Genomic DNA, 23,579 nt, shown 5'->3' on the forward strand with positions numbered 1-23,579 from the left:
TTTGCCATGCACACCTTATTTCAAATCCGTAATCTCTCCGTCCGCGTCCAAGACAAAACCCTGCTTGAAATCGACCAACTGGATATACCTTCAGGCATGACCGTCATTATCGGTCCGAATGGTGCGGGCAAATCCACTTTGCTGCGGGCCTTAATCGGGCAAACAGGGCAGGGGGAAATCACGCTTTTCGATGAGGCCGTTGCGCCGCAAATCCGCACGGGCAGGGTGGCATGGGTCGGGCAGCATGGCCGTTACAACATGCCGATGACCGTACGTGAATACATTGCGTTGGCGTCATTCGTACAAAAAGGCCGTCTGAACCATGAATGGGCGGACGAGTTGCTCGATTATTTTGATTTGACGGTCTTGGTGGATAAGCGCATCGGCAAGCTCTCAGGCGGCGAACAGCAACGCGCCAACATCATCCGCGCCCTGTTGCAAAACGCGCCAGTCTTGCTTTTAGACGAACCGTGCAACCATCTCGATATCCGCCATCAACACCGCCTGATGCAGTATTTGGTCGGGCATTCAAACCGTGCCTCATCAATAATGGTATTACACGATTTAAACCTCGCTGCGCGTTATGCAGAACATATTATTTTGATGAATAAGGGAAAAGTAGTTGCATCAGGCAAGGTGGGAGAAGTGATGCGCCCTGATTTGCTTGAATCGGTTTACGGTTGGCAGATACGCCGTTGCGAAGATGAGGCAGGGTTTTATTTCAGAAGCTGAGCGCCAACAGGCCGTCTGAAAAACGATAAAGAAAATTTATTTTATCGTTCAAAAATAAAACGAGATGGGAGGATGTTCCCGACTTGAAGAACCAAATTTTGCGCATTTCACAAGTAAAATGCCGATTTTCATCAAATAGAAATATATTTTATTATTTATAGAATACAATATTTTAAAATAATACTGATTTTTAATTACACAAAAATATTGACAAGAAAATGATGATGGTTATTTAATATATAAATCTTATTAATAATTTTTATTAATCACTATCATGGTACAGCAGCTTGTTTGGACTCCGAAACAATCCGCGCCCAAGGCATTTCCCGAACGTCAGGCATTAATGCCCGTTTGGGGCGGCGTTCCAATGCCGCGTCCCCAGTGGCAGAACATTTGGAAGAAAAAGCTTCCCCATGCCACCGATGTGGATGCGCTTGCTTATCTGCATATTCCATTTTGCGCCAACCATTGCGTTTTTTGCGGCTTCTACCGTAATGCGTGGAAGGACAGCCAAAGCAGCGTGTACACCGACAAAATTATCGAAGAAATGGCCGCTGAAGCCGAAGTTCGTACAGGCAAGGGCAAAATCCGAGCCGTTTATTTCGGGGGCGGTACGCCGACCGCGTTGCTTACGGAAGACCTCGTCCGCCTGATTCGTGCCTGCTACCAATATCTGCCGCTTGCCGAAGACTGCGAGTTCACCATCGAAGGGCGCATGAGCCATTTCGATTTGGAAAAAGTACAGGCTTGTCTCGAAGCCGGGGCCAACCGCATTTCCATCGGCGTGCAAACCTTCAATACCGCCATCCGCCGCCGTCTTGGCCGTAAACACAGTGGCGACGAGGCGTTTGAATATTTGGCAAAATTGTGCGAACTCGATGCCGTGATTGTGGCCGATTTGATGTTCGGCTTACCCAATCAAACCGATGAAGTTTGGCAAAACGATATTGCCCGCGCCGCCGAGCTGCCGCTGTCCGGTTTGGATACATACGCGTTCAACCTTTATCCCATGCTGCCTATCAACCGCATGATTGAAAAAGGTGCATTTCCGACACCACCGGGTTTCGATATTCAGGCAGACCAATATGCCTACACGGTTGAAACACTGCTGGAAAAAGGCTGGGAACAGGTCAGTAACAGCCACTTCGCCTATCCCGGCCGCGGCGAACGCAACCGCTACAATACCCTGATCAAATCCGATATTTCCTGTTTGGCGTTCGGCTCCGGCGCCGGTGGTAACTTCGGCGGTTTCAGCTATCAGGTGCAGGGCGATTTAGAGAGCTATCTTGCCACGCCGAAAGGCGAGAAAAACATCGCATTTATGAGCGGTCATAGCCCAAATAAAGCACTTCTCAGCAAAGTCCAGCACGATATTGAAACAGGCCGTCTGAATCCATCATTGTTCGACGGCAACAAAGCAGCGCAAAAGCTGATTGCCCAATGGCAGGAAATGCAGCTTTTTAAAGAACCCGATTCAGACGGCCTGATCCGTTTGAATACCAGCGGCCGTTATTGGTCGCCCACCCTTATCCGCAAACTCATGCTCACTCTTCCGACTCAAGAAAAGGATCAAACCATGCAAAAACTTTCAGCCGAACAACAAACCATGTTGCGCCAATCATTAGAAAAAAATCCCGGCCAAGTGCTGGAAATGCTGGCCGCGCAAAACCAATGCAGTTTTGAAGACGTTATCCGCTGCCTGCCTGAAGAGAACGTGCGCCAAACCGAAGGCAGCCGCATTGTCGAAATTCTCCAAGCCATCGCAGCATGGGATGAATCCGTTACCTTCATCGCCCACACCCCCGACGCCATCGTCGAAGTCAGCGGCAAACTGCCCGGCGGCAAAGTCGGCCGCGGTTTCTACAATTTTGACCATCCCGAAACCGACGGCGGCGTACACGGTCATATCTATTACGAAAACTGCGCCTCCATCTACCTTTTGGAACGCCCGTTTATGGGTAAAGCTACTTGCTCGCTCAACTTTATCAACCGCAACGGCGGCGCCATGTTTAAAATTTTTGTCGGCCGCGATGAAGCAGGCGAGTTGAAACAACACCAAATCGAAGCCATGCGCAAATTGTTTGATGCCGCTTAAACGGTTTCAGACGGCCTGATAATCCGTTCCTTGTTGCATAGAGGAGCGGATTTTCTAACAACAAACATCTACCATACAAAGGAACCCCAAACATGCAACTCATCTTCGGAGCCAACGGCCCATCCGGCCGCGCCTATATCCGTACATTGACCAATTCAGCCGATGCCGTCGCCATATTGAGAAAGCCGTCTGAAGACAGCTTTTTTGCCGAACACAATATTCAAACCATCGTCGCCGATGCACTTGATGCCGACGCACTCGATAAAGCGTTGGCACAATACCGTCCCGATACCGTGATCAGTTTTGTCGGTGGTAAAAACGAAGAGGGCATCCGCAGCGATGCGTTGGGCAATATCAACATTATTGCCGCTACGAAAGCCGCCAATCCGCAAGCCCGCTTTGTACTGATTACCAGCATGGGTTGCGGCGAACAATGGAACATAATGAGCGAGCCGTTCAAACAAGCACTCGGCGAAGCTGTTCGCGCCAAAACAGAAGCCGAAATCTATCTCAAAAAAAGCGGTTTAAATTGGACCATTTTACGCCCCTGCGGCCTTGCCGATGGCGAAAGTAATGCCTATACCTTGACACAAAACGCCCAAGAAATTCCACAAAAATACATGACGCGCAACGGCTTGGCCGCCGCCGTTGCTGCTATTGTCGGCCAAGCGGACAGCAAGTGCGAAACGTATAGCGTTGGTACGGCATAAACGGATTGAGTAGATTGCCCACTTTCCATTGTTAAAGTTGGAGTAGGTAATTGATTAGCAGCCGATCAAACAATAAAGGATTTGCTGAGAAAAGACTGGGAGATATAAATAAAAGGCCGTCTGAAAAATTTCAGACGACCTTTTACTTTTGAATTCTGTAAGTGATTGAACTACTGAGCAAAACAGGAGTTAGCAGGCTAAAATACTAGTATTATGAATTTAACATAATATAAATTATGCGAATCTAGACTGATTGATCAAAAGGCTTTTCTACAATTCACTTATAGCCACAACCAAGCCCATGTGCTTCGGCCTTCGCCTTGCAGTAAAACTAAAGTTCGGCAAGCTGAAGCTGTGTTCATGCATTCGAAGCCGATTCCGTAGGCTGATAAGGCTGCGGCAATTTTGGGATGTATGAATTGTTGTTTCGCTCCGGTACCGATAATGATGACTTCAGGACGGTTTTCTGCTGCTTCAATTGCAGATAAAAAAATTTGTTCGTTTAATTCTCCGATGGTCGCTTGAGGAATGATGCTAATTTTGCCATCTTGCCAGCAAATAGGTTTTGAGTATGTTTGTTCACCAATTTGCAATACACCTTGCGAGGGTGAAAAAAATGATGTGGCTTCGGCGAGATGGTTTTCTGTAATTTTCATGGTAATTCCTGTTTTTATGGCGGAACAATTTTTCAGACGGCCTCTGGAAACTTGCAAAAAAAGGTGCAAAATCAAGCAATATCAGGTAGGATTCAATGTTTGACCTTGTGCATTGATGTTTTGCTCTGAATTGACGATTGCAAGCGATTATAACAAGCCTTGGTTTTTCGTGATTATTTTAAAGTATCGGCTCAAAAGGAGACACAATGAAGCCAGTAAATATCGGTCTTTTAGGTTTGGGTACAGTCGGTGGCGGTACGGCTACTGTATTGCAGGACAATGCTGCGGAAATCAGCCGCCGTTTGGGACGTGAAGTCCGTATTTCTGCTGTTTGCGATTTGAGCGAAGAAAAAGCCAAACAAATTTGCCCGAATGCTGCTTTTATCAAAGATCCGTTTGAGCTGGTTCAACATCAAGATGTTGATGTTGTTGTTGAATTGTTTGGCGGTACCGGTATTGCCAAAGATGCGGTATTGAAAGCGATTGAAAACGGCAAACACATTGTTACTGCCAATAAAAAACTGCTGGCTGAATACGGCAATGAAATTTTCCCTTTGGCGGAAGAAAAAAATGTCATGGTGCAGTTTGAAGCTGCTGTTGCCGGCGGGATCCCCATTATCAAGGCTTTGCGTGAAGGTTTGGCTGCGAACCAAATTCGCAGTATCGCCGGTATTATTAATGGTACCAGCAACTTCATTCTGACTGAAATGCGCGAAAAAGGCAGTGCGTTTGCAGACGTACTGAAAGAAGCTCAGGCTTTGGGCTATGCTGAAGCTGATCCTACTTTTGATATCGAAGGTCATGATGCCGGCCATAAAATTACGATTATGAGTGCATTGGCATTTGGTACGCCGATGAACTTTTCTGCCTGCTATCTGGAGGGCATCAGCAAACTCGACAGCCGCGACATCAAATATGCTGAAGAACTCGGCTACCGTATCAAATTGTTGGGCATTACCCGTAAAACCGACAAAGGCATTGAGTTGCGCGTACACCCTACTCTGATTCCTGAAAGCCGTCTGTTGGCTAATGTAAACGGTGTGATGAATGCCGTCCGTGTCAATGCCGATATGGTTGGTGAAACCTTGTATTATGGTGCAGGCGCCGGTGCATTGCCGACTGCTTCTGCCGTGGTTGCCGATATTATTGATATTGCCCGTCTGATTGAAGCAGGAACTGACCACCGTGTCCCTCACTTGGCATTCCAACCTTCACAAGTTCGAGCGCAAAATATTCTGCCTATGGATGAAATTACCAGCGGCTACTATCTGCGCGTTCAAGCAACCGACGAGCCGGGTACTTTGGGTCAAATTGCCGCCCTCTTGGCTAAAGAAAATGTTTCTATCGAGGCTTTGATTCAAAAAGGTGTGATTGATCAAAGTACTGCCGAAATCGTGATTTTGACTCACACAACTGTGGAACGTAATGTCAAACGTGCTATCGCAGCGATTGAGGCACTGAGCTGCGTAGATGCTCCGATCACCATGATCCGCATGGAAAGCCTGCATGACTGAGCAACAAACAGACAGGCCGTCTGAAGAACAACTGGCGGCTAGAAAGAAAGCCAAGGCAAAAATCCGTACCATCCGCATTTGGGCATGGGTAATTTTGTCTTTGCTGGCTCTGACCGCCCTGCTCTCACAATGCGCCATGAACAAGCCGCAGATGAAACAAAATGTGGTGGAATCTTGCGTGAAAAACATTCCTTTTGCTGAAAAATGGCAAGCTGATTTGAAAGCAAAAGGTTTGGATGCGCAAAACGAGAAATTGGCTCAAGACTATTGTGTCTGCATGTGGGATCAGCCTTTGAGCAAACTCTCTGACGAGCAAATCCGAAACTTCGGCAAAATCAGCCCTGAGGAGCAACTCAAGCTCTTGGGTGGCGCGGAAGCTTTTGAGGCACGCGATAAGCAATGCGTGGCTGATTTAAAGGCTGAGTAAACCAAGTATCGGTTTAAATCAAAGCTACAAGGCCGTCTGAAATTCCAGACGGCCTTTCTTATATTGAATAAATAGTAATAAGAATTGATTTCATTATATTTTAAGTTTAAGATAGCTTGGTTAATTGCTTTTCTATGGTTATTGCCATGCGTTACCACTTTCCTATTGCCGTTGATATTTATGATTTTTTGTATACCGGCCGATTTGATTATTTGGAAATCGGACAATCTGCGGAGTCTATTTTGCAGATGTTCCCTGCGCCTGATTGCGTCCCTAAAGGCTTGTTGGTACAAAAAGGCTGGAATATTTGGCTTTATGGCGATATCGAGCTGCATTTCTCCGATAATCGGCTGACACAGATTCGTGCTGATTTTCAGCCTGATGCTGCCTTAAGCGGCGGCCGTTGGGTAAAGTTGAATCCGTGGTTTTTTGCAAATGGCTGCCTTGATGTATATGCCGTCATTCAACGCTTGGTGCAACGCAATATCGATTTTATTAAAACGGAAACGCATACCAACTTAATTTTGCAACTACAAAGCGGGGTCGAATTGATTTTTGAAAAATGTCGGGGCATGCAACTTGCCTCGTTCCGCAAACAAAAAGCCTCCCTACCCCATTGGGCGCGTGAAACGGCTTCTTAAATAAAACAATGCCGTCTGAAAACATCATTTCAGACGGCATTATCAGTTACAAACCATTCAATAATTGTCGGATTTTCGTCATCGCAATAGAAGTCTGTTCATCACAGCCCGCATTCCCTACTACGCTATCAAAACAATCAATACTGCTGACGCTGCAAAAGTGGGCATAGGCCATTTTTAGTTCCCTGGCCAAAACGGCTTCTGGCATACCGGTCATCCCGAGTACATCTACGCCATCGCGGCGATAACGGGCGATTTCTGCGCGGGTTGGACGGCGCGGGCCTTGCAGGCAGCCATAAACGGCTGAGTCGTAAATCGGCACATTGTGCGCTTTCGTGATATTCAATAATTCTTGTCGCAATTCATCGCAATAAGGGTTGAAAAAATCAGTATGGACAACCGGACATTCTTGGCCTTCAAAAAAAGTATCTTTACGGCCATAGGTATAGTCGATCAAATCGTCCGGCAATACCAGGCTGCCGTTTTCAAAATCAGGATTGATGCCGACGACTGAAGAAATGGCAATGATGTTTTCTACGCCTAAAGAGTGTAGCGCCCAGATATTGGCGCGGTAGTTGATTTCATGCGGCGCGATGGTATGGCTGAAGCCGTGTCGGGCAAGGAAAACAATGTCCAAACGCCCCAACCTGCCGAATAAAATAGGGCTGCTGGTTAAGCCGTATGGAGTGCGGACGATTTTTCGTTCGGTAATTTCGAGCTCTGGCAGTTTGGTCAAGCCGCTGCCGCCGATGATGGCTAACATATAGACTTCCTTTGTTATTAATGGCCGTCTGAAACTTGCATTTCAGACGGCCTTAATGATCGATTTATTTATGTTTGTAGAAATGGCTGCCGAAATAAGCAGATGCACCTTCACGCAACAGAACCAGCGTAACGGCGGCAAGCGGCAGGCCGGCAAGCATACCAACGAAGCCCATCAGTTGCCCGAAAGCCATCAACGAGAAAATTACCCAGAACGGAGACAAACCAATGCGGTCACCAACGATTTTAGGCGTAATGAAAAAGCTTTCCAAGAATTGTCCGACACCGAACACGGCCCAGACCATCAACAAGTCCTGCCATGTGTTGAACTGCAAAAGCGCGGCAACTGTGGCCAGCAAAAGGCCGGTAAATGCGCCCAAATACGGAATAAACACCAAAATACCGGCAATCATACCGATGGCAAAACCGGAATCCAAACCGACCAGCATCAAGCCCAAGCCATAGATTAAACCCATAATCAGCATAACCATCAGCTGACCGCGCAGAAATTCGCCCAATACTTCGTCCATATTGCTGCTGATACGCGTGTAGGTCTCGATAAAACGGCGTGGAACCAGTTTGCTGATTCCGGAAGACCAGCGTTTCCAATCCAACAAGAAGTAATACAGCAGTAAAGGCAGCAATACCAAATTGCTGACGCCGCTGATCACGTTGCCGCTCTGACGCATCAAGGTGGGAATCCATGCTTTGAGCGTATTGCTCAACTCATCCGTATGCGACTGCAACCATGCAATAATCGATTCTTGATCGATTTGAATATAATCCCCGCTGACGCTGTTGAGCCACGGCAGCAGTTTGTTTTGAACAAAGCCCACGATTTGCGGCAGGCGTTCGGCCAGATTGTTAAACTGGTTCAACAACATAGGCACAATAATCAGCACTAACGACAGCAATACCAGCAAGGCAAACGCCATAATAATCATGGAGGCCGGTGCGCGGCGGATACGCTTCAATTGCAGCCATTCGACCAAGGGATTCAAAACATAGGCCAAAACGGCGGCCACGATAAACGGCGTCAAAACATCGCCCAAGGCATATAAAAGCCAAATAAAGGCTGCAACGACGCAAGCCATAATTACCCACGGTTTTGCGCCACGCTCTTTCTTTTGATACATAAAAAGGTATTTCCCAATTAATGTTTAAGGTTTTCAAAATAAATAAGCAGTATAACAGATTCACAAAGGCCGTCTGAAAGTGCGGCACCAATCAAGGCAAAATAAAATTGTTAACAATAACGCCAAAAAATTCAGCCTGAATCCTCTAATTTAAGATAAAATACGCTCCGACAATCTACCCATACCCGAATAAGGAAATCCAATGAGCACTTCTTTGAGCTATCGTGACGCAGGCGTGGATATCGACGCAGGCGATCAACTGGTCGAAAACATCAAACCTTTTGCCAAGCGTACTATGCGCCCTGAAGTGTTGGGTGATTTGGGCGGTTTCGGCGCTTTGGTCGAAATCGGCAAAAAATACAAAAATCCGGTATTGGTTTCCGGTACGGACGGTGTCGGCACCAAGCTGAAACTGGCATTCGACTGGGACAAACACGATACCGTCGGCATCGATTTGGTTGCCATGAGCGTCAACGATATTTTGGTTCAAGGTGCAGAACCTTTGTTCTTCTTGGACTATTTCGCTTGCGGCAAGCTGGACGTTGCCCGCGCGACTGATGTGATTAAAGGTATTGCCCAAGGTTGCGAAGAATCCGGTTGCGCTTTGATTGGCGGTGAAACTGCCGAAATGCCGGGCATGTATCCCGAAGGCGAATACGACTTGGCCGGTTTTGCCGTCGGCGTGGTTGAAAAAGAACGCGTGATTAACGGCCGTAGTATTCAGGCCGGAGACGTTGTTTTGGGCTTGGCTTCCAACGGCGCACACTCCAACGGCTACTCTTTGGTACGCAAAATCATCGAGCGCGACAATCCCGATTTGGACGCGGAATTCGACAACGGCAAAACCTTGCGCGAAGCCATCATCGCCCCTACCCGCCTGTATGTGAAACCTATCCTTGCCGCTTTGGAAAAATTTACCATTAAAGGCATGGCCCATATTACCGGCGGCGGCATTACCGAAAACGTACCTCGCGTTTTGCCTGAAAATACCGTCGCACAAATCGATGCCAAAGCGTGGGAATTGCCTAAACTGTTCCAATGGCTGCAAAAAGCAGGCAATGTGGAAACCCAAGAAATGTACCGTACCTTCAACTGCGGTATTGGTATGGTCGTTATCATTGCCAAAGAAGATGCCGATGCGGTACAAGCATTCTTAAGCGAACAAGGCGAAACCGTTTACCGTTTGGGCGCTGTTCGTGAGCGCAACGGCGACGAACATCAAACCCAAGTGGCTTGATTGAGTTGTAATTAAAAAAGTGCGGATGATGAATCCGCACTTTTTATTGTTTATGATTTAGGGGAATCTTCGCCCTAGCCTGCTTCTTCCATAAAGCCGGCCAACTGAGCCGTATCGTGGGCAATCATCAGCTCTTCATTGGTTGGAACGACCAAAACAGCCGGAGAGGAATCGGTCGGGCTGATAATGCCTGAATTGCCGTAGCGTTTTTCCATATTGGCTTTGGTGTCGATGTGTAGACCCAAGAAATCAAGATAGGAAACGGTTTTGGCACGGATGTTACGCGAGTTTTCGCCGATACCGCCGGTAAACACGAGTGCGTCAACGCCGCCACAAGCCACAGCCATCGAAGCAATGTATTTGGCAAGGCGGTAAGTCATTACTTCCAAAGCCAAACGTGCGCCTTCATGACCTTCGTCCGCCGCGATTTCCAAAGAGCGGCAGTCGTTGGAAAGTTCAGAAATACCGAGCAATCCTGATTTTTTGTTCAACATTTCATCAACTTGGGCAACATCCAAACCAGCATGGGAAGTCAGATAGCTGTATACGCCCGGATCGATGTCGCCGCAACGTGTACCCATTACCAAACCTTCGATCGGCGTGAAGCCCATACTGGTGTCAACGGATTTGCCGTTTTTAATGGCGGTAATGGATGCGCCGTTGCCTAAGTGGGCAATAATCATACGGATGTCTTCCAGCGGTTTGCCCAAGATGCGTGCGGCTTCAGGGGCAACGTAACGCATACTGGTACCGTGGAAACCGTAGCGGCGGAAAGCGTATTTTTTACGCAATTCGCGTGGAACGGCGTAAGTGTAGGCGCGCTCCGGCATGGTTTGGTGGAACGAAGTATCCATCACGCCGACATTGGGCAGGCCCGGGAAGTGCTCTTGCGCAGCCAAAATACCGTTGATATTGGCAGGGTTATGCAGCGGAGCGAGCGGAATGCAGGCATTGAGTTCGTCCATTACTGCTTGGTCGATCAAAACAGATTCGCTGTATTTTTCGCCGCCGTGGGCAATGCGGTGGCCGATGGCTTTAATGCGGTCGTGCAGGCCGTGTTTTTCAAGCTCTTTCAACAGCATACCTACGGCACCGGCATGATCGTTACGCCCGGTCAAGGCTGTTTGGCATTTTTTGCCGTCTTTGCTGAACGTAATGACTGCTTCGGGCGTACCCAAACGTTCTCCGAGACAGCTTAAGAGAACTTTACCGTTTTTACGGTCGATAACGGCACCTTTGAGCGAAGAGCTGCCGCAGTTCAGCACAAGAATGAGTTGGTTGGACATGGTGTTTCTCCTTTGAATTTTTGATTGTTTTTTTTTGGCTTCAGGCCATCTGAAAAGAGCACGAACATTTGAGAGCTTTCCAGATTGCCTTTGGTTTGGTGTTTAGTCAGGCTTCATGCCCAACCCTAATCTCCATTGCAGGTATCGCTACCTGACTAAAATTTGCTTATTTGGTTTTCAGACGGCCTTGTTTAAGGCTGCGGCCGTCTGAAAACTTAAAAGCAATCTTCCGGCACTCGGACTTGTCCTTCCATAATCACGCGTGCGCTACGGCTCATAACCGCTTTGGTGGCTGTCCATTGTCCGTCCTGACATTCGGCGGCTGCACCGACACGCAGCGTACCTGACGGATGGCCGAAACGAACTTCTTTACGCGCTCCTCCTCCGGCTGCAAGGTTGACCAGCGTACCTGGCACGGCGGCGGCGGTAGCGATGGCAACTGAAGCGGTGCCCATCATGGCGTGGTGCAATTTGCCCATGCTCAGTGCGCGTACCAATAAATCGATGTCGGTAGCTTTGACGGTTTTGCCGCTTGAAGCGGTGTAATCGGCCGCAGGGGCGACAAAAGCGACTTTCGGAGTATGGGCGCGGGTGGCGGCTTCGGATACATCGCTGATCAAGCCCATTTTCAGCGCGCCATATGCGCGGATGGTTTCAAATTTTTCCAGTGCCGTGGCATCGTTGTTGATGTCGTCTTGCAACTCTTTGCCTGTGTAGCCCAAATCTGCGGCATTCAGGAAAATGGTTGGAATACCGGCATTGATAAGCGTGGCTTTCAGACGGCCTATATTCGGCACATCAATTTCATCAACCAAATTGCCGGTTGGGAACATACTGCCTTCGCCGTCGGCCGGATCTAAAAATTCGATTTGTACTTCGGCTGCCGGGAACGTTACGCCGTCAAGCTCAAAATCGCCTGTTTCCAAAACTGTGCCGTTTTGCATCGGTACATGGGCAATAATGGTTTTGCCGATGTTTTTCTGCCAGATTTTGACGGTACACAGGCCGTCTGAAGGGATTTTGGATTTATCGACCAAACCTTGCTCGATGGCAAATGCGCCCACGGCGGCGGTCAGATTGCCGCAGTTGCCGCTCCAATCAACGAAAGGTTTGTCGATGGAAACTTGTCCGAACAAATAATCGACATCGTGATCGGCGCGTTCGGATTTGTCCAAAATCACGGCTTTACTGGTGGACGAACTAGCGTTGCCCAAACCGTCTATCTGTTTGCCGTAAGGGTCGGGACTGCCGAGTACGCGCAAGAGGATTTTGTCGCGTGCCTCGCCTGCTTCCTGCGCAGCGGCCGGCAGATCGGTGCGTTTGAAGAAAATGCCTTTAGATGTACCGCCGCGGTAGTAAACGGCTGGAATTTTAATTTGCGGCATTTCGGGTTCTCCTTTGTATTTTAGTATGGTTTTTTCAGACGGCCTCTCAAACATTCGAGGCCGTCTGAAAACCTTTTTTAGCGTAGCCCGGACATTTTAACTATGCCCGATTTACCTTACGCTGCATTTCCTTCTAAGAAGTCTTGTGCGAAGCGTTGCAACACGCCACCGGCTTCATATACTAATACTTCTTCTGCGGTATCGAGACGGCAGGTAACCGGAACTTCAACGGTTTCGCCGTTTTTACGATGAATCACGAGGGTCAGGTCGCAGCGCGGTGTACGTTCGCCAACAACGTCGTAGGTTTCCGTACCGTCCAGTTGCAGGGTGTGGCGGTTGGTACCCGGTTTGAACTGCAACGGCAACACGCCCATACCGATCAAGTTGGTGCGGTGGATACGCTCGAAGCCTTCGGCAACAATCGCTTCCACGCCCGCCAACCGTACGCCCTTCGCCGCCCAGTCCCGGCTGGAGCCTTGTCCGTAGTCCGCGCCGGCGATGATGATGAGCGGCTGTTTGCGGTTCATATAGGTTTCGATGGCTTCCCACATGCGCATGGTTTGGCCTTCGGGTTCAACGCGGGCGAGCGAACCTTGGCGTACGCTGCCGTCTTCGTTTCTCACCATTTCGTTAAACAGTTTCGGATTGGCGAAGGTAGCGCGTTGGGCGGTGAGGTGGTCTCCGCGGTGGGTGGCGTAGGAATTGAAGTCTTCTTCGGGCAAACCCATTTTCGCCAGATATTCGCCTGCCGCACTCGCCGCCAAAATCGCATTGGAGGGCGAAATGTGGTCGGTGGTGATGTTGTCGGGCAAAATCGCCAGCGGACGCATACCTCTTAATGTGCGTTCCCCTGCCAATGCGCCTTCCCAGTAAGGTGGGCGGCGGATGTAGGTGGACATCGGACGCCAGTCGTATAGCGGGCTCGGGGCTTTTTGCGCTTTGCCGGTGTCGAACATCGGTACATACACGTCGCGGAACTGCTGCGGTTTCACATATTCGGCAACGACGGCATCGATTTCTTCGTCGGTCGGCCAGATATCTTTCAGGCGGATTTCGCGGCCGTCTGAAATGCCGAGTACGTCGTTTTCAATATCGAAACGGATGCTGCCTGCCAGCGCGTAGGCAACGACCAACGGGGGCGAAGCGAGGAAAGCCTGTTTCGCATACGGGTGGATGCGGCCGTCGAAGTTGCGGTTGCCCGACAATACGGCGGTGGCGTACAAATCGCGGTCGATAATTTCTTTCTGGATTTTCGGATCCAGCGCGCCGCTCATGCCGTTACAGGTGGTGCAGGCGAAGGCGACGATACCGAAGCCGAGTTTTTCCATTTCAGGCAACAAACCTGCTTCTTTCAAATAGATTTCGGCTACTTTTGAACCCGGGGCAAACGAAGATTTCACCCAAGGTTTGCGTTTCAATCCAAGACGGTTGGCATTGCGTGCCAAGAGCGCGGCGGCGACAACGTTGCGCGGATTGGAAGTATTGGTACAGGAAGTAATCGCAGCAATAATCACTGCTCCGTCAGGCATTTGGCCGTCTGAAGGCTCTTCGTAAGGCTTCGCCAGCCCTTTTGCCGTCAAATCGACGGTGGCAAAACGCGCGTGCGGGTTGCTCGGGCCTGCCATATTGCGCGTTACGCTGCTCAAATCAAATTTCAATACGCGCGGATAAACGGCGGTTTTCAAGGCATCTGCCCACAAGCCTGCGGTTTTGGCGTAGATTTCTACCAATTTCACTTGTGCGTCGTCGCGTCCGGTCAATTTCAAATAATCAATGGTTTGCTCATCAATAGCGAACATCGCGGCAGTCGCGCCGAACTCCGGCGTCATGTTGGAAATGGTTGCGCGGTCGCCGATCGACAGGCTTCTTGCACCTTCACCGAAAAACTCGACAAATGCGCCAACCACGCGCTCTTTACGCAAGAATTCGGTCAGTGCCAACACGATGTCGGTGGCAGTAATGCCCGGCTGGCGTTTGCCGGTCAGCTCAACGCCGACGATATCAGGCAGGCGCATCATGGAGGCACGACCCAACATCACGGTTTCGGCTTCCAAACCGCCTACGCCTACGGAAATCACGCCCAATGAATCGACGTGCGGCGTATGGGAGTCTGTACCGACGCAGGTGTCGGGGAACGCCACACCGTTTTTGACTTGGACGACGGGCGACATTTTTTCCAAGTTGATTTGGTGCATAATGCCGTTGCCCGCCGGAATCACGTCCACATTTTCAAAGGCGGTTTTTGTCCAGTTGATAAAGTGGAAACGGTCTTCGTTACGCCGGTCTTCGATTTCGCGGTTTTTGCGGAAGGCATCGGGGTCGTAGCCGCCGCATTCAACGGCCAAAGAGTGGTCGACGATGAGCTGGGTTTGCACCACAGGATTCACTTTGGCAGGATCGCCGCCTTTTTCAGCAATCGCATCGCGCAGGCCTGCCAAATCCACCAACGCTGTCTGACCCAGAATATCGTGACACACCACGCGCGCCGGATACCAAGGGAAGTCGATTTCCTGTTTTCCCTCAATCAGCTGACCCAACCAGCTTTGCAGCGTAGGCAGGTCGACTTTGTCTGCGCGGTTGACCAAGTTCTCAGCCAAGATACGGCTTGTATAAGGCAGCTTGTCGTAAGAGCCTGGTTTGATGTCTTCACACGCCTGACGCGCGTCGTAATATTCCAAATCCGTACCGGGTAAAGCTTTGCGGTAGCGTTGGTTGGCAGTCATGTCGGTTCTCCTAAAATCTATTCTTTTTTTGGTTTTGGGTTTCAGACGGCCTGTTGATTCGGACCTTAAGGCCGTCTGAAACCATAAATTCTGTTTTATTGCTTGTTGTCTGAAATCTATTCGCGGTATGAAAAAAAATTGCTGCTCCGCTACCATCATTCCCGTATAGACGGAAATCCAAACTTAAATTTTTCAGCACTCTTTACAGCAGAACATTTCAACTTTTGAATTTCTGCCTGTATGGGAATGACGACAGCAGAGCAGCATGTTTTCCAAACGGCCGGCTCTCTCTCTCGCATACTGCACTAGGCCGTCGAAAAACGAAAACTTAATTTATTCATTGTTTTCAAACGGCATTTCGAGATGGGGCGGGCTGGCGGCCCACCCTGCTGTTACGCGTATTAGCGGTTTTCAATCTCCACGAATGCCAAATCTTCAGGGCCTGTGTAGTTTGCGCTCGGACGGATGATTTTGCCGTCTTTGCGTTGCTCGAGAACGTGTGCACTCCAACCGGTTGTACGGGAAATTACGAACAGCGGTGTGAACATAGCGGTCGGTACGCCCAATTTTTGGTAGGAAACGGCGGAGAACCAGTCCAAATTCGGGAACATTTTTTTCTCTTCCCACATCACGCTCTCCAAGCGTTCGGCAATGTCAAAGAGGCGCATATCGCCGGTTTCTTTGCTCAAACCGCGTGCCACTTCTTTAATGACAACGTTGCGAGGGTCGGAAATGGTGTAAACCGGATGGCCGAAACCAATCACGATTTCTTTGCGGCCGATGCGTTCGCGGATGTCGGCTTCGGCTTCGTCGGCATTGCGGTAGCGTTTTTGAATATCGTAAGCCACCTCGTTCGCACCGCCGTGTTTCGGACCTTTCAACGCGCCGATTGCACCGGTAATGCTGGAGTACATATCAGAGCCTGTACCGGCAATCACGCGGGCGGTGAAGGTGGAGGCGTTGAACTCATGCTCCGCATACAGAATCAGTGAAACGTGCATGGCTTTGATGTGTGATTCGCTTGGGCGTTTGCCGTGCAACAGGTGCAGGAAATGGCCGCCGATGGTGTCTTCGTCGCTTTCAACGTCAATGCGTCTGCCGTTGTGCGAATATTGATACCAATACAACAAGATGCTGCCGAGGCTGGCAATCAGTTTGTCGGCGATGTCGCGCGCTTCACTTTCCGGATGGCTTTCGCGTTCGGGATGAACACAGCCCAGCATGGATACGCCGGTACGCATCACATCCATCGGATGGGTATGTGCAGGCAGGCTTTCCAACACTTTAATCACACGGATAGGCAGGCCGCGCATGGATTTGAGCTTGGTTTTATAAGCGGCCAACTCGAATTTGTTGGGCAGATGGCCGTGAATCAGCAGGTGGGCGACTTCTTCAAACTCGCATTTTTGTGCCAAGTCCAAGATGTCGTAACCGCGATAGCTCAAATCATTGCCGGTACGGCCGACGGTACACAATTCGGTATTACCGGCCGCAACGCCGGAAAGCGCAACGGATTTTTTAGGTTTGAAAGTCGGGGTTTGCGTAGTTGCAGTCATGGTATTTCTCCTTTGTATTTTTATGGGTTTTATTTTTTCAGACGGCCAATGCGGATTTGCTGAAAGGCCGTCTGAAAGCGGTTAATCATTTTTGAAACAATTTATCCAGTTTTTGCTCGAAGGCATGATAGTTCAGATGCTCGTACAGCTCGGCACGGGTTTGCATGGTATCTACCACCGCCGCCTGAGTGCCGTCGCGCATAATCGCCTCATAAACATTCAGAGCGGCTTTGCTTGCGGCGCGGAACGATGACAACGGATACAGCACCAGCGATACACCGTTTTCAGCCAGCTCGCTTTGGGTATAAAGCGGCGTTGCACCAAATTCGGTAATGTTGGCCAATACAGGTACTTTCACTGCATCTGCAAATTGGCGGTACATTTTCAAATCGGTCATGGCTTCAGGGAAAATCATGTCTGCACCAGCTTCCACGCAAGCTTGGGCGCATTCGATGGCGGCATCCAAACCTTCCACCGCCAGCGCATCGGTACGCGCCATAATCACGAAGTTCTCATCAATGCGCGCATCGACGGCAGCTTTGATACGGTCGACCATTTCATCTTTAGAAACAATGGCTTTGTTCGGACGATGACCGCAGCGTTTTTGCGCTACCTGATCTTCGATGTGAACCGCTGCAACGCCGGCGCGTTCAAAGTTGCGAATCGTACGCGCGATATTGAATGCCCCGCCCCAACCCACATCAATGTCTACCAGCAAAGGCGTATCCACATTGTCCGTAATCCGCCGCGCATCGATCAGCACATCTTCCATTGTGGTAATGCCCAAATCAGGGATACCGCAAGAACAGGCTGCCACGCCACCGCCGGACAGATAAATCGCCTTGAAACCGCTTTGGGTGGCCAATCGCGCAAAATAAGCATTGACGCAACCGACGACGGCAAGAGGATTCGATTCTTTCACGGCTTGACGGAAACGCGCTCCGGCAGAGTGTTGGCTCATCATATTTCTCCTTTATAGACTTTTATCAGTATCAATCGGACGGCTCGGTTTTCTCCAAACCAGAAACGAACCGTTTAAAAAGAAACAATCGTTTCAAAAACTGTTTTCAGACGGCCTGTAAAATTTCCATTATCAACCATCTAAAAATTTAAAATTAATAAAAACAAATAGTTATCAAAACTATTGAATACAATAAGGCTGAAGCGGAGGTATTTGTTTTTTAAGTATTATTAATCAGTATATGAATGTAAACGGGGACAAGAAGTTTTAAAACCCGAAGTGTTTGTGGAAATGCGGAAACTGGATTCGGGTTGAGAGCCTTCAGACCGCCGCGACTGGCAATAAGCAGACGACGACGGGATCGGCGGAGAGGGGAGAAAATCTATAACAAGAGAGAGTGGTTTGATACAGATTCATGATGATGTTCCTTTGTAGTGCGATGTAGTTTTTATTTATGGAAACAAATTTAAAAAATAAAACAGGTCTTGTCAAACACTTTTTTCAAAAATTTTATAAAAAATTCAGTTACTAATAAATGATTCTTTAGCAACAAACATAAAAAACGGACAGTCCCTGCTACATCAAACCCTGATGTAGCCTGGCTTCTGTCCGTTTTGTATTTTTGGTTTATAGTCAGAATGATTGTAAACAATCCATCAAAAAATAATTTATAATTGATTCATTTATAAGGTATTTTTAAATACGTTATCAAAAAAATTAGATTTTTTTAGCTTATGGCCGTTTAGACGGCCTCTATCGGATGGCTACTTCGCGCTAAATGCCGTCTGAAAAGTCTGTTTGCCGACGGTAATATCGGCAGTGTAATCATGGCGGCCCTCGACACAAAACGGCAAGCGGATTTGCAAAGCCTGCCAGCTTTGCGGAGATCGTTGCGCCAGATTATAGCGGTTGAAGCCCATGTCCATGTTTTTCATACTGAAACTGATACTGACCGCGCCCGTATTTTGCGGAACATTCTCTATCACGATATCAAACGGCTCGTGCGCATTGATGGATGTTGCACGCACTTTTGAACCGTCAGGCAGGACGCAGCCCTGTATTAAATTACATTCGACTACTTTTGTTTTTGATTGCTGTTGCTGCCACCAATCCAAGAGCAGCAGTTTGGCCGCCGCAAACACAATCAGTAAAACAGCGGCAATCAAAAGCTTTTGATTTTTACTCATTTCAGACGGCCTCAATGTCATTATCGGTCAAAACGGCATGCGCACCCATGCTCTGCCACTGTTCGCGATAAATGGAAACCAGACTTTCCGGAGCTGCCACAATCAGCGGCATCGCCACGCCTTGCGCCAAAATATCGGCAACTTGCCCGGCAGCCGCTTCGTCAGCCACTTTCCAAACAACGGCATCCGCATTTTGCACCTGCCGCCATTGTTCAGCATTTTCAATGATTGGCCACACGCCGGACGCTTCTTGCAGCTTGCCTTGTTGCCAATCGGCAAATTCCAGCAATACGGCAGATGCGGTTTGATGAGCCAATCCATATGGCGCAACATGATATTCGCCCATACTGTTTTGACCACTGAAGCCGCTTTTCAGACGGCCTTGAAGCCGGCGCGGAATGGATAGGGAGCGTAACAATGCGCTATTGGCAGGCAGCATCGGCGCAACGGTAAAATCCCCTGCCTTTTGCCATGCCCATTTCTGCCCTTCCCTCGATTGGATTTCGCCCGTCCATTGGTCGGCTTCCACCCATAAAAAATGCAGGCGTACATGTGCGTGTTCGTAGGAATGGACTTTAGTCAGCCACGGCGTAGCGGCAAGGATACGGATACCGAGTTCTTCTTCAAACTCGCGTTGCAAGGCTTGAAAATCGCTTTCGCCTACCTCAACCTTGCCGCCGGCAAATTCCCAATAACCGGCATACGGTTTACCCTCCGGGCGGGAACTGAGCAGGTAGCGGCCGTTTTTGTCGAGCAAAATTCCGGCAACCACCTGCACCAATGGACGTGTGTCTTCAGTCATCATGAGATTATTCTTAATATGCGGCAGGCAGTGATACCTGCCGATTTGTGCGTAAAAAAAACGATGTCGGGCTTATACGCCCGACCTTCAACAAATATCTAACCCTTCAGGCCGTCTGAAAAGGATGTTCTATTCCAGAATACTTAAATGGCCTTATTTTTCCGCAATGACAAAAGCCATGACGGTATCTTCTTCATCGCTCATGCTCAAATGACAGCCGCGGATGCCCTGCTCTTCCAGCCATTTGCTCAAAGCCGGTGCAAAAAACAATTCAGGCTTGCCCAATGCGTCATGCCCGACACCGATATTGCGGAAGGACACCACGCCGCGTATGCCCGTCCCGACGGCTTTGGCAAAAGCCTCCTTGGCGGCAAAGCGTTTGGCAAGATAGTTGACCGGTTTGCCTGCCTGCGGAAACTCCAACAGCTCTTCCGGACTGAGAATGCGTTGCGCAAATGCCATTCCGAATTTTTTGTTCAGGCGGATAATGCGTTTGAGGGAAACAATATCCGTGCCTATTCCGTAAATCATGGGTCTGCTCCTTGTGTAAATAGTCAGGCCGTCTGAAAATGCGGCTACCGGTCAAAGCAAATTGCCTTAGCCGGTATGACTGATGCCCTTAAGGCAGCATTCTGGCTCTGAACATGACTTCCTTCATTTGGCGGACCGCTTCTGGCAAGCCGAGGAAGAGTGCTTGGGAAATCAGCGAATGACCGATGTTCAACTCACGGATGGCGAGAATTTGAGCAATCGGCGTAACGTTGTGAATGGTCAGGCCGTGTCCGGCATTGACGACCAAACCCAAATCGCTGGCGTAATGCGCACCGTTTTGAATGCGCTCGAATTGTTTCATCTGCTCGGCGTGGCCGTGTGCATCGGCATACGCACCGGTGTGCAACTCGATAACGGGTGCGCCGACATCATAAGCGGCTTGGATTTGCGCGTTGTCGGCATCGATAAACAAGGACACGCGGATGCCAGCGTCGGTCAGGATTTTGGTGAACTCGGCCACTTTATCCTGTTGCGCCAATACGTCCAAACCGCCTTCTGTGGTTACTTCTTGGCGTTTTTCAGGCACGATGCACACATCTTCCGGCATCACGTTGAGCGCGTTTTCCAGCATTTCTTCCGTCAGTGCCATTTCTAAATTCAGGCGCGTGCGGATGGCGTTTTTAACAGCAAACACGTCCGCATCTTTAATATGGCGGCGGTCTTCACGCAAGTGCATGGTAATCAAATCTGCGCCGTGGGTTTCCGCAATCAGCGCCGCCTCGACAGGGCTGGGATAAATCGTACCGCGCGCATTGCGGACGGTGGCAATATGGTCGATGTTTACACCTAACAACATAATAATGTCCTTTCTTTAAAGTTTCAGACGGCCTGAGCCTGCTCATATTCACAGGCCGTCTGAAAAATTCAACTGCCCAAACCAAACTGCTGCAACTGTTGCAAAACCTGCCGAGACTTGATGCCCTCGGGGAGAAGGTTGTCAATCAAAAGTCGCGTTACTTTCAAAGCCTGCCCCAGACTTTCCTGATGAACGAAACTACCTTCCCTCAAATCGATTAACGTCGCGCCCAATACGGCAACGCCCTTATTAAGCGCATAGAAACGGTCGGCCTCGGCCAGGGGAACCACAGCCTCTTCAGGTGTGAGCCAATACGTTTCTTCGCCATTGATTTCATTGCCGTTGCCGTCATGGAACAAATCGGGGGCAAAGCCCAAGCGTGTCAACAGCATCCATTCAAAACGGCGCAAAGCGGCAATGTGGTTGGCCTCGCAACAAATGGTTTTCATGGTTTCCGCCAAAACATCGTAAAGCTCGGGCAACGGATCTTCGCGGACGGTCAATTTCAGCATCAACTCGTTCACATACAATCCGCTGAACAAAGCCCTGCCCTGCGGCTGCGGCCAACCGCCTATCCATTCGGCGCGATGCAGGGTCTTCAACTCTTGCGAGCCATACCAAGACGCGCTCACCGGCACAAACGGCACCAACACGCCGCGCAACTCGCTCTGCCGTTTGCGTGCGCTTCTGGCCAACAAAGCCACCCGCCCATAACGGCGGCTGAAAGCCTCCACCCACAAGCTGCTCTCGCGCCACGGGGCGGAGGCAAGCAGAAAGATAGGTTCGTGGTTGATGCGGTTTGGTTGCGCCATAAGGGTTTGGAAAGATAAAGATTGTGTCGATTATAACGGAAAATCGATGCAAAAAGGCCGTCTGAAAGTCTACCTTCTATAAAGGCCGTCTGAAAACCTTTATAATCCGTTTTGAATGAATAACCGACTTTCCTGTGTTTATGCCGAAATTCCCTTTTAAATCCGCCCTTTCCCTGCTCTCCGCAGCCCTATTATCCGCCTGCTCGCTGGTAAAATATCAACCTATCGCCGGTATTGATACGGTCGACCTGCAACGCGGCTACCGCTTTGAAACCAGCCGGCTTCAGCGCAACGACGAAGACGATACGCTTATTGTGTTGATGTTCTCCGGCGGTGGTACGCGCGCGGCGGCCTTGGGTTATGGCGTGTTGGAGCAGCTTCATAAGCAGCAGATTACTATCGGAGGCAAAAAACAGTCTTTGATGTCGAATGTCGATGTAGTGGTCGGCGTATCCGGCGGCTCGGTTTTGGCAGCTTATTTTGCACTCAAGGGCGAAGAAACCATTCCCTTGTTTTATAAACGTTTCCTACACCAAAACTTCCAACGCCAAGTCGTCAAACAAGCGTTTTCCATGTCCAACCTGCCCCGACTGGCCTCGCCTGAATACGGACGCGGCGATCTGTTGCAGGAGCAGTTTGAAAACTACCTTTTCGGCAAAACCACTTTCCGCGATTTGGAAAAAAATGCCAAGGGCCCGTTTGCCATCATTTCCGCCACCGATATGGGCATAGGCGAGCGTTTCAATTTCACGCAGGAATATTTCGACCCGATGTGTATCGACTTGGGCGACTTGCGACTTGCCCGCGCCGTCGCCGCATCCAGTTCCGTCTCCATGGTCTTTGCACCGATCACCCTAAACAACAACGGCGGACGCTGCAACTACACGCCGCCGATCAAAATCGAAGATGCAGACGACAGCGAAACAGGCAGACAACAAAGCCGCACCATAAAAGAATTTTACGAGCGCTTCCAAAAATACGCAGACGGGAAAAACCGACCCTACATCCACCTGATAGACGGCGGCCTGACCGACAATCTGGGTATGCGTAGCCTTTTGGATATGACGGAAATGTACCCGGAAAAAATCCTGACAAACAAAATCCTGCAAAACAACATCCGCCATATCGTCGTCATCAACGTCAATGCGCAAAACCAAGTCAGCAGCAATTTGGACAAAACTGCGGCCGTTCCCGGTTTCCGCGACGTCGTCTCCTCCATCGTCAATATCCCCATTGACCAAAACTCGCAAGAATCCCTGCGCCGTTTCCGTGCCTTCGTCGATCAGTGGAATAAAGACAAACAAACCGACGGCATCAGCTTCTCCTTCGTCAGCCTCAACCTCAAAGACCTCCCTCCTTCCGAGTTGAGGGAAAAAGTATTGAACATTCCGACCAGTTTTTATCTGCCACCAGAAGATGTGGACAACCTGCGCACCGCCGCGGCCGAACTGATGAAGCAGTCGCTGGACTATCGCAACCTGCTGGCAGAATTTGCGGCACACCCCAATCCAGACACCATCTTCGCAGCCCCGCCTCTGGATGAACAAGAGTTCAAGCCATTGAACGAAAAGAAAAAGCAGTAACAAACTGTTCCATAAAGTATTGCTCT

The 23,579-nt window shown here is 49.5% G+C and carries 21 protein-coding genes; 8 read left to right on the top strand and 13 right to left on the bottom strand.

Annotated elements, in window-relative coordinates; translation table 11 throughout:
* The first annotated feature begins 6 nt into the window (after positions 1-6).
* The 3 genes from ACTHUF_RS00525 (at position 7) to ACTHUF_RS00535 (ending at position 3,537) form a co-directional block, all read left to right on the top strand.
* Positions 7-732, top strand: coding sequence for an ABC transporter ATP-binding protein (locus ACTHUF_RS00525; RefSeq protein ID WP_222571277.1), 726 nt, complete (start codon positions 7-9; stop codon positions 730-732).
* Positions 733-1,006: 274 nt separating this feature from the next.
* On the top strand, positions 1,007-2,827 hold the full coding sequence (gene hutW, locus ACTHUF_RS00530) for a heme anaerobic degradation radical SAM methyltransferase ChuW/HutW (RefSeq protein ID WP_440406652.1): 1,821 nt from the start codon (positions 1,007-1,009) through the stop codon (positions 2,825-2,827).
* Between the two features lie 92 nt (positions 2,828-2,919).
* Positions 2,920-3,537 (top strand): NAD(P)H-binding protein, encoded by a 618-nt coding sequence (locus ACTHUF_RS00535; RefSeq protein ID WP_440406654.1) that lies wholly within the window; start codon positions 2,920-2,922, stop codon positions 3,535-3,537.
* Between the two features lie 281 nt (positions 3,538-3,818).
* Here ACTHUF_RS00535 and ACTHUF_RS00540 read toward each other — a convergent pair whose 3' ends face one another.
* Positions 3,819-4,193 (bottom strand): Mth938-like domain-containing protein, encoded by a 375-nt coding sequence (locus ACTHUF_RS00540; protein WP_440406656.1) that lies wholly within the window; start codon positions 4,191-4,193, stop codon positions 3,819-3,821.
* A gap of 206 nt (positions 4,194-4,399) precedes the next feature.
* On the opposite strand from ACTHUF_RS00540, the gene ACTHUF_RS00545 reads away from it, so the two are divergent.
* From ACTHUF_RS00545 to ACTHUF_RS00555, 3 genes are all read left to right on the top strand, one after another.
* Positions 4,400-5,707: a homoserine dehydrogenase gene (locus ACTHUF_RS00545; RefSeq protein WP_440406658.1), complete on the top strand. Its 1,308-nt coding sequence runs from the start codon at positions 4,400-4,402 to the stop codon at positions 5,705-5,707.
* Complete coding sequence (locus ACTHUF_RS00550; RefSeq protein ID WP_440406660.1) at positions 5,700-6,134, top strand: hypothetical protein; 435 nt, start codon at positions 5,700-5,702, stop codon at positions 6,132-6,134. Before ACTHUF_RS00545 ends, ACTHUF_RS00550 begins: the two co-directional genes overlap by 8 nt.
* A 146-nt stretch (positions 6,135-6,280) precedes the next feature.
* Entirely contained in the window at positions 6,281-6,775 is a 495-nt protein-coding gene (locus tag ACTHUF_RS00555) for a hypothetical protein (RefSeq protein WP_049328665.1), read from the top strand.
* A gap of 46 nt (positions 6,776-6,821) precedes the next feature.
* Here ACTHUF_RS00555 and ACTHUF_RS00560 read toward each other — a convergent pair whose 3' ends face one another.
* Both ACTHUF_RS00560 and ACTHUF_RS00565 read right to left on the bottom strand, forming a co-directional pair.
* Positions 6,822-7,538 carry an S-methyl-5'-thioinosine phosphorylase gene (locus tag ACTHUF_RS00560; protein WP_440406662.1) on the bottom strand — a complete coding sequence of 239 codons (717 nt, stop codon included), beginning with the start codon at positions 7,536-7,538 and terminating at the stop codon, positions 6,822-6,824.
* Between the two features lie 64 nt (positions 7,539-7,602).
* Positions 7,603-8,673, bottom strand: coding sequence for an AI-2E family transporter (locus ACTHUF_RS00565; RefSeq protein WP_440406664.1), 1,071 nt, complete (start codon positions 8,671-8,673; stop codon positions 7,603-7,605).
* A gap of 202 nt (positions 8,674-8,875) precedes the next feature.
* Between ACTHUF_RS00565 and purM the strand changes: the two genes are divergently transcribed.
* Positions 8,876-9,910, top strand: coding sequence for a phosphoribosylformylglycinamidine cyclo-ligase (purM, locus tag ACTHUF_RS00570; protein WP_003686290.1), 1,035 nt, complete (start codon positions 8,876-8,878; stop codon positions 9,908-9,910).
* A gap of 74 nt (positions 9,911-9,984) precedes the next feature.
* Here purM and ACTHUF_RS00575 read toward each other — a convergent pair whose 3' ends face one another.
* The 10 genes from ACTHUF_RS00575 to recO form a co-directional block, all read right to left on the bottom strand.
* Positions 9,985-11,196 (bottom strand): acetate kinase, encoded by a 1,212-nt coding sequence (locus ACTHUF_RS00575; RefSeq protein ID WP_311457626.1) that lies wholly within the window; start codon positions 11,194-11,196, stop codon positions 9,985-9,987.
* A 215-nt stretch (positions 11,197-11,411) separates the two neighbouring features.
* Complete coding sequence (gene prpF / locus ACTHUF_RS00580; RefSeq protein WP_440406667.1) at positions 11,412-12,581, bottom strand: 2-methylaconitate cis-trans isomerase PrpF; 1,170 nt, start codon at positions 12,579-12,581, stop codon at positions 11,412-11,414.
* A 116-nt stretch (positions 12,582-12,697) separates the two neighbouring features.
* Positions 12,698-15,304 (bottom strand): Fe/S-dependent 2-methylisocitrate dehydratase AcnD, encoded by a 2,607-nt coding sequence (acnD, locus tag ACTHUF_RS00585; RefSeq protein WP_315094921.1) that lies wholly within the window; start codon positions 15,302-15,304, stop codon positions 12,698-12,700.
* Positions 15,305-15,705: 401 nt separating this feature from the next.
* Positions 15,706-16,860 (bottom strand): bifunctional 2-methylcitrate synthase/citrate synthase, encoded by a 1,155-nt coding sequence (prpC, locus tag ACTHUF_RS00590; protein WP_315094919.1) that lies wholly within the window; start codon positions 16,858-16,860, stop codon positions 15,706-15,708.
* An 85-nt stretch (positions 16,861-16,945) separates the two neighbouring features.
* Entirely contained in the window at positions 16,946-17,821 is an 876-nt protein-coding gene (prpB, locus tag ACTHUF_RS00595) for a methylisocitrate lyase (RefSeq protein ID WP_440406670.1), read from the bottom strand.
* Between the two features lie 764 nt (positions 17,822-18,585).
* A complete protein-coding gene (locus ACTHUF_RS00600) occupies positions 18,586-19,008 on the bottom strand; it encodes a hypothetical protein (protein ID WP_440406672.1) in 423 nt (140 codons plus the stop codon).
* 1 nt (position 19,009) lies between these two features.
* On the bottom strand, positions 19,010-19,810 hold the full coding sequence (locus ACTHUF_RS00605) for an NUDIX domain-containing protein (protein ID WP_440407108.1): 801 nt from the start codon (positions 19,808-19,810) through the stop codon (positions 19,010-19,012).
* Positions 19,811-19,963: 153 nt separating this feature from the next.
* Entirely contained in the window at positions 19,964-20,341 is a 378-nt protein-coding gene (gene acpS, locus ACTHUF_RS00610; RefSeq protein ID WP_440406674.1) for a holo-ACP synthase, read from the bottom strand.
* A gap of 88 nt (positions 20,342-20,429) precedes the next feature.
* Positions 20,430-21,158 carry a pyridoxine 5'-phosphate synthase gene (pdxJ, locus tag ACTHUF_RS00615; RefSeq protein WP_440406676.1) on the bottom strand — a complete coding sequence of 243 codons (729 nt, stop codon included), beginning with the start codon at positions 21,156-21,158 and terminating at the stop codon, positions 20,430-20,432.
* Positions 21,159-21,226: 68 nt separating this feature from the next.
* The gene (recO, locus tag ACTHUF_RS00620; protein WP_107867332.1) at positions 21,227-21,970 is read right to left on the bottom strand and encodes a DNA repair protein RecO; all 744 of its coding nucleotides are present in this window, start codon (positions 21,968-21,970) and stop codon (positions 21,227-21,229) included.
* A gap of 140 nt (positions 21,971-22,110) precedes the next feature.
* Between recO and ACTHUF_RS00625 the strand changes: the two genes are divergently transcribed.
* Entirely contained in the window at positions 22,111-23,553 is a 1,443-nt protein-coding gene (locus ACTHUF_RS00625) for a patatin-like phospholipase family protein (protein WP_440406678.1), read from the top strand.
* The last annotated feature ends 26 nt before the right edge of the window (positions 23,554-23,579 follow it).

The organism is Neisseria sp. P0024.S006, assembly GCF_051956595.1.
In the GTDB taxonomy this organism is placed as follows: Bacteria; Pseudomonadota; Gammaproteobacteria; order Burkholderiales; family Neisseriaceae; genus Neisseria.

Excerpts from the sequence above, each read along its gene's own strand:
- ACTHUF_RS00525 (WP_222571277.1), top strand. The coding sequence starts at position 7 with ATGCACACCTTATTTCAAATCCGTAATCTCTCCGTCCGCGTCCAAGAC.
- hutW (WP_440406652.1), top strand. The coding sequence starts at position 1,007 with ATGGTACAGCAGCTTGTTTGGACTCCGAAACAATCCGCGCCCAAGGCA.
- ACTHUF_RS00535 (WP_440406654.1), top strand. The coding sequence starts at position 2,920 with ATGCAACTCATCTTCGGAGCCAACGGCCCATCCGGCCGCGCCTATATC.
- ACTHUF_RS00540 (WP_440406656.1), bottom strand. The coding sequence starts at position 4,193 with ATGAAAATTACAGAAAACCATCTCGCCGAAGCCACATCATTTTTTTCA.
- ACTHUF_RS00545 (WP_440406658.1), top strand. The coding sequence starts at position 4,400 with ATGAAGCCAGTAAATATCGGTCTTTTAGGTTTGGGTACAGTCGGTGGC.
- ACTHUF_RS00550 (WP_440406660.1), top strand. The coding sequence starts at position 5,700 with ATGACTGAGCAACAAACAGACAGGCCGTCTGAAGAACAACTGGCGGCT.
- ACTHUF_RS00555 (WP_049328665.1), top strand. The coding sequence starts at position 6,281 with ATGCGTTACCACTTTCCTATTGCCGTTGATATTTATGATTTTTTGTAT.
- ACTHUF_RS00560 (WP_440406662.1), bottom strand. The coding sequence starts at position 7,538 with ATGTTAGCCATCATCGGCGGCAGCGGCTTGACCAAACTGCCAGAGCTC.
- ACTHUF_RS00565 (WP_440406664.1), bottom strand. The coding sequence starts at position 8,673 with ATGTATCAAAAGAAAGAGCGTGGCGCAAAACCGTGGGTAATTATGGCT.
- purM (WP_003686290.1), top strand. The coding sequence starts at position 8,876 with ATGAGCACTTCTTTGAGCTATCGTGACGCAGGCGTGGATATCGACGCA.
- ACTHUF_RS00575 (WP_311457626.1), bottom strand. The coding sequence starts at position 11,196 with ATGTCCAACCAACTCATTCTTGTGCTGAACTGCGGCAGCTCTTCGCTC.
- prpF (WP_440406667.1), bottom strand. The coding sequence starts at position 12,581 with ATGCCGCAAATTAAAATTCCAGCCGTTTACTACCGCGGCGGTACATCT.
- acnD (WP_315094921.1), bottom strand. The coding sequence starts at position 15,304 with ATGACTGCCAACCAACGCTACCGCAAAGCTTTACCCGGTACGGATTTG.
- prpC (WP_315094919.1), bottom strand. The coding sequence starts at position 16,860 with ATGACTGCAACTACGCAAACCCCGACTTTCAAACCTAAAAAATCCGTT.
- prpB (WP_440406670.1), bottom strand. The coding sequence starts at position 17,821 with ATGAGCCAACACTCTGCCGGAGCGCGTTTCCGTCAAGCCGTGAAAGAA.
- ACTHUF_RS00600 (WP_440406672.1), bottom strand. The coding sequence starts at position 19,008 with ATGAGTAAAAATCAAAAGCTTTTGATTGCCGCTGTTTTACTGATTGTG.
- ACTHUF_RS00605 (WP_440407108.1), bottom strand. The coding sequence starts at position 19,810 with ATGACTGAAGACACACGTCCATTGGTGCAGGTGGTTGCCGGAATTTTG.
- acpS (WP_440406674.1), bottom strand. The coding sequence starts at position 20,341 with ATGATTTACGGAATAGGCACGGATATTGTTTCCCTCAAACGCATTATC.
- pdxJ (WP_440406676.1), bottom strand. The coding sequence starts at position 21,158 with ATGTTGTTAGGTGTAAACATCGACCATATTGCCACCGTCCGCAATGCG.
- recO (WP_107867332.1), bottom strand. The coding sequence starts at position 21,970 with ATGGCGCAACCAAACCGCATCAACCACGAACCTATCTTTCTGCTTGCC.
- ACTHUF_RS00625 (WP_440406678.1), top strand. The coding sequence starts at position 22,111 with ATGCCGAAATTCCCTTTTAAATCCGCCCTTTCCCTGCTCTCCGCAGCC.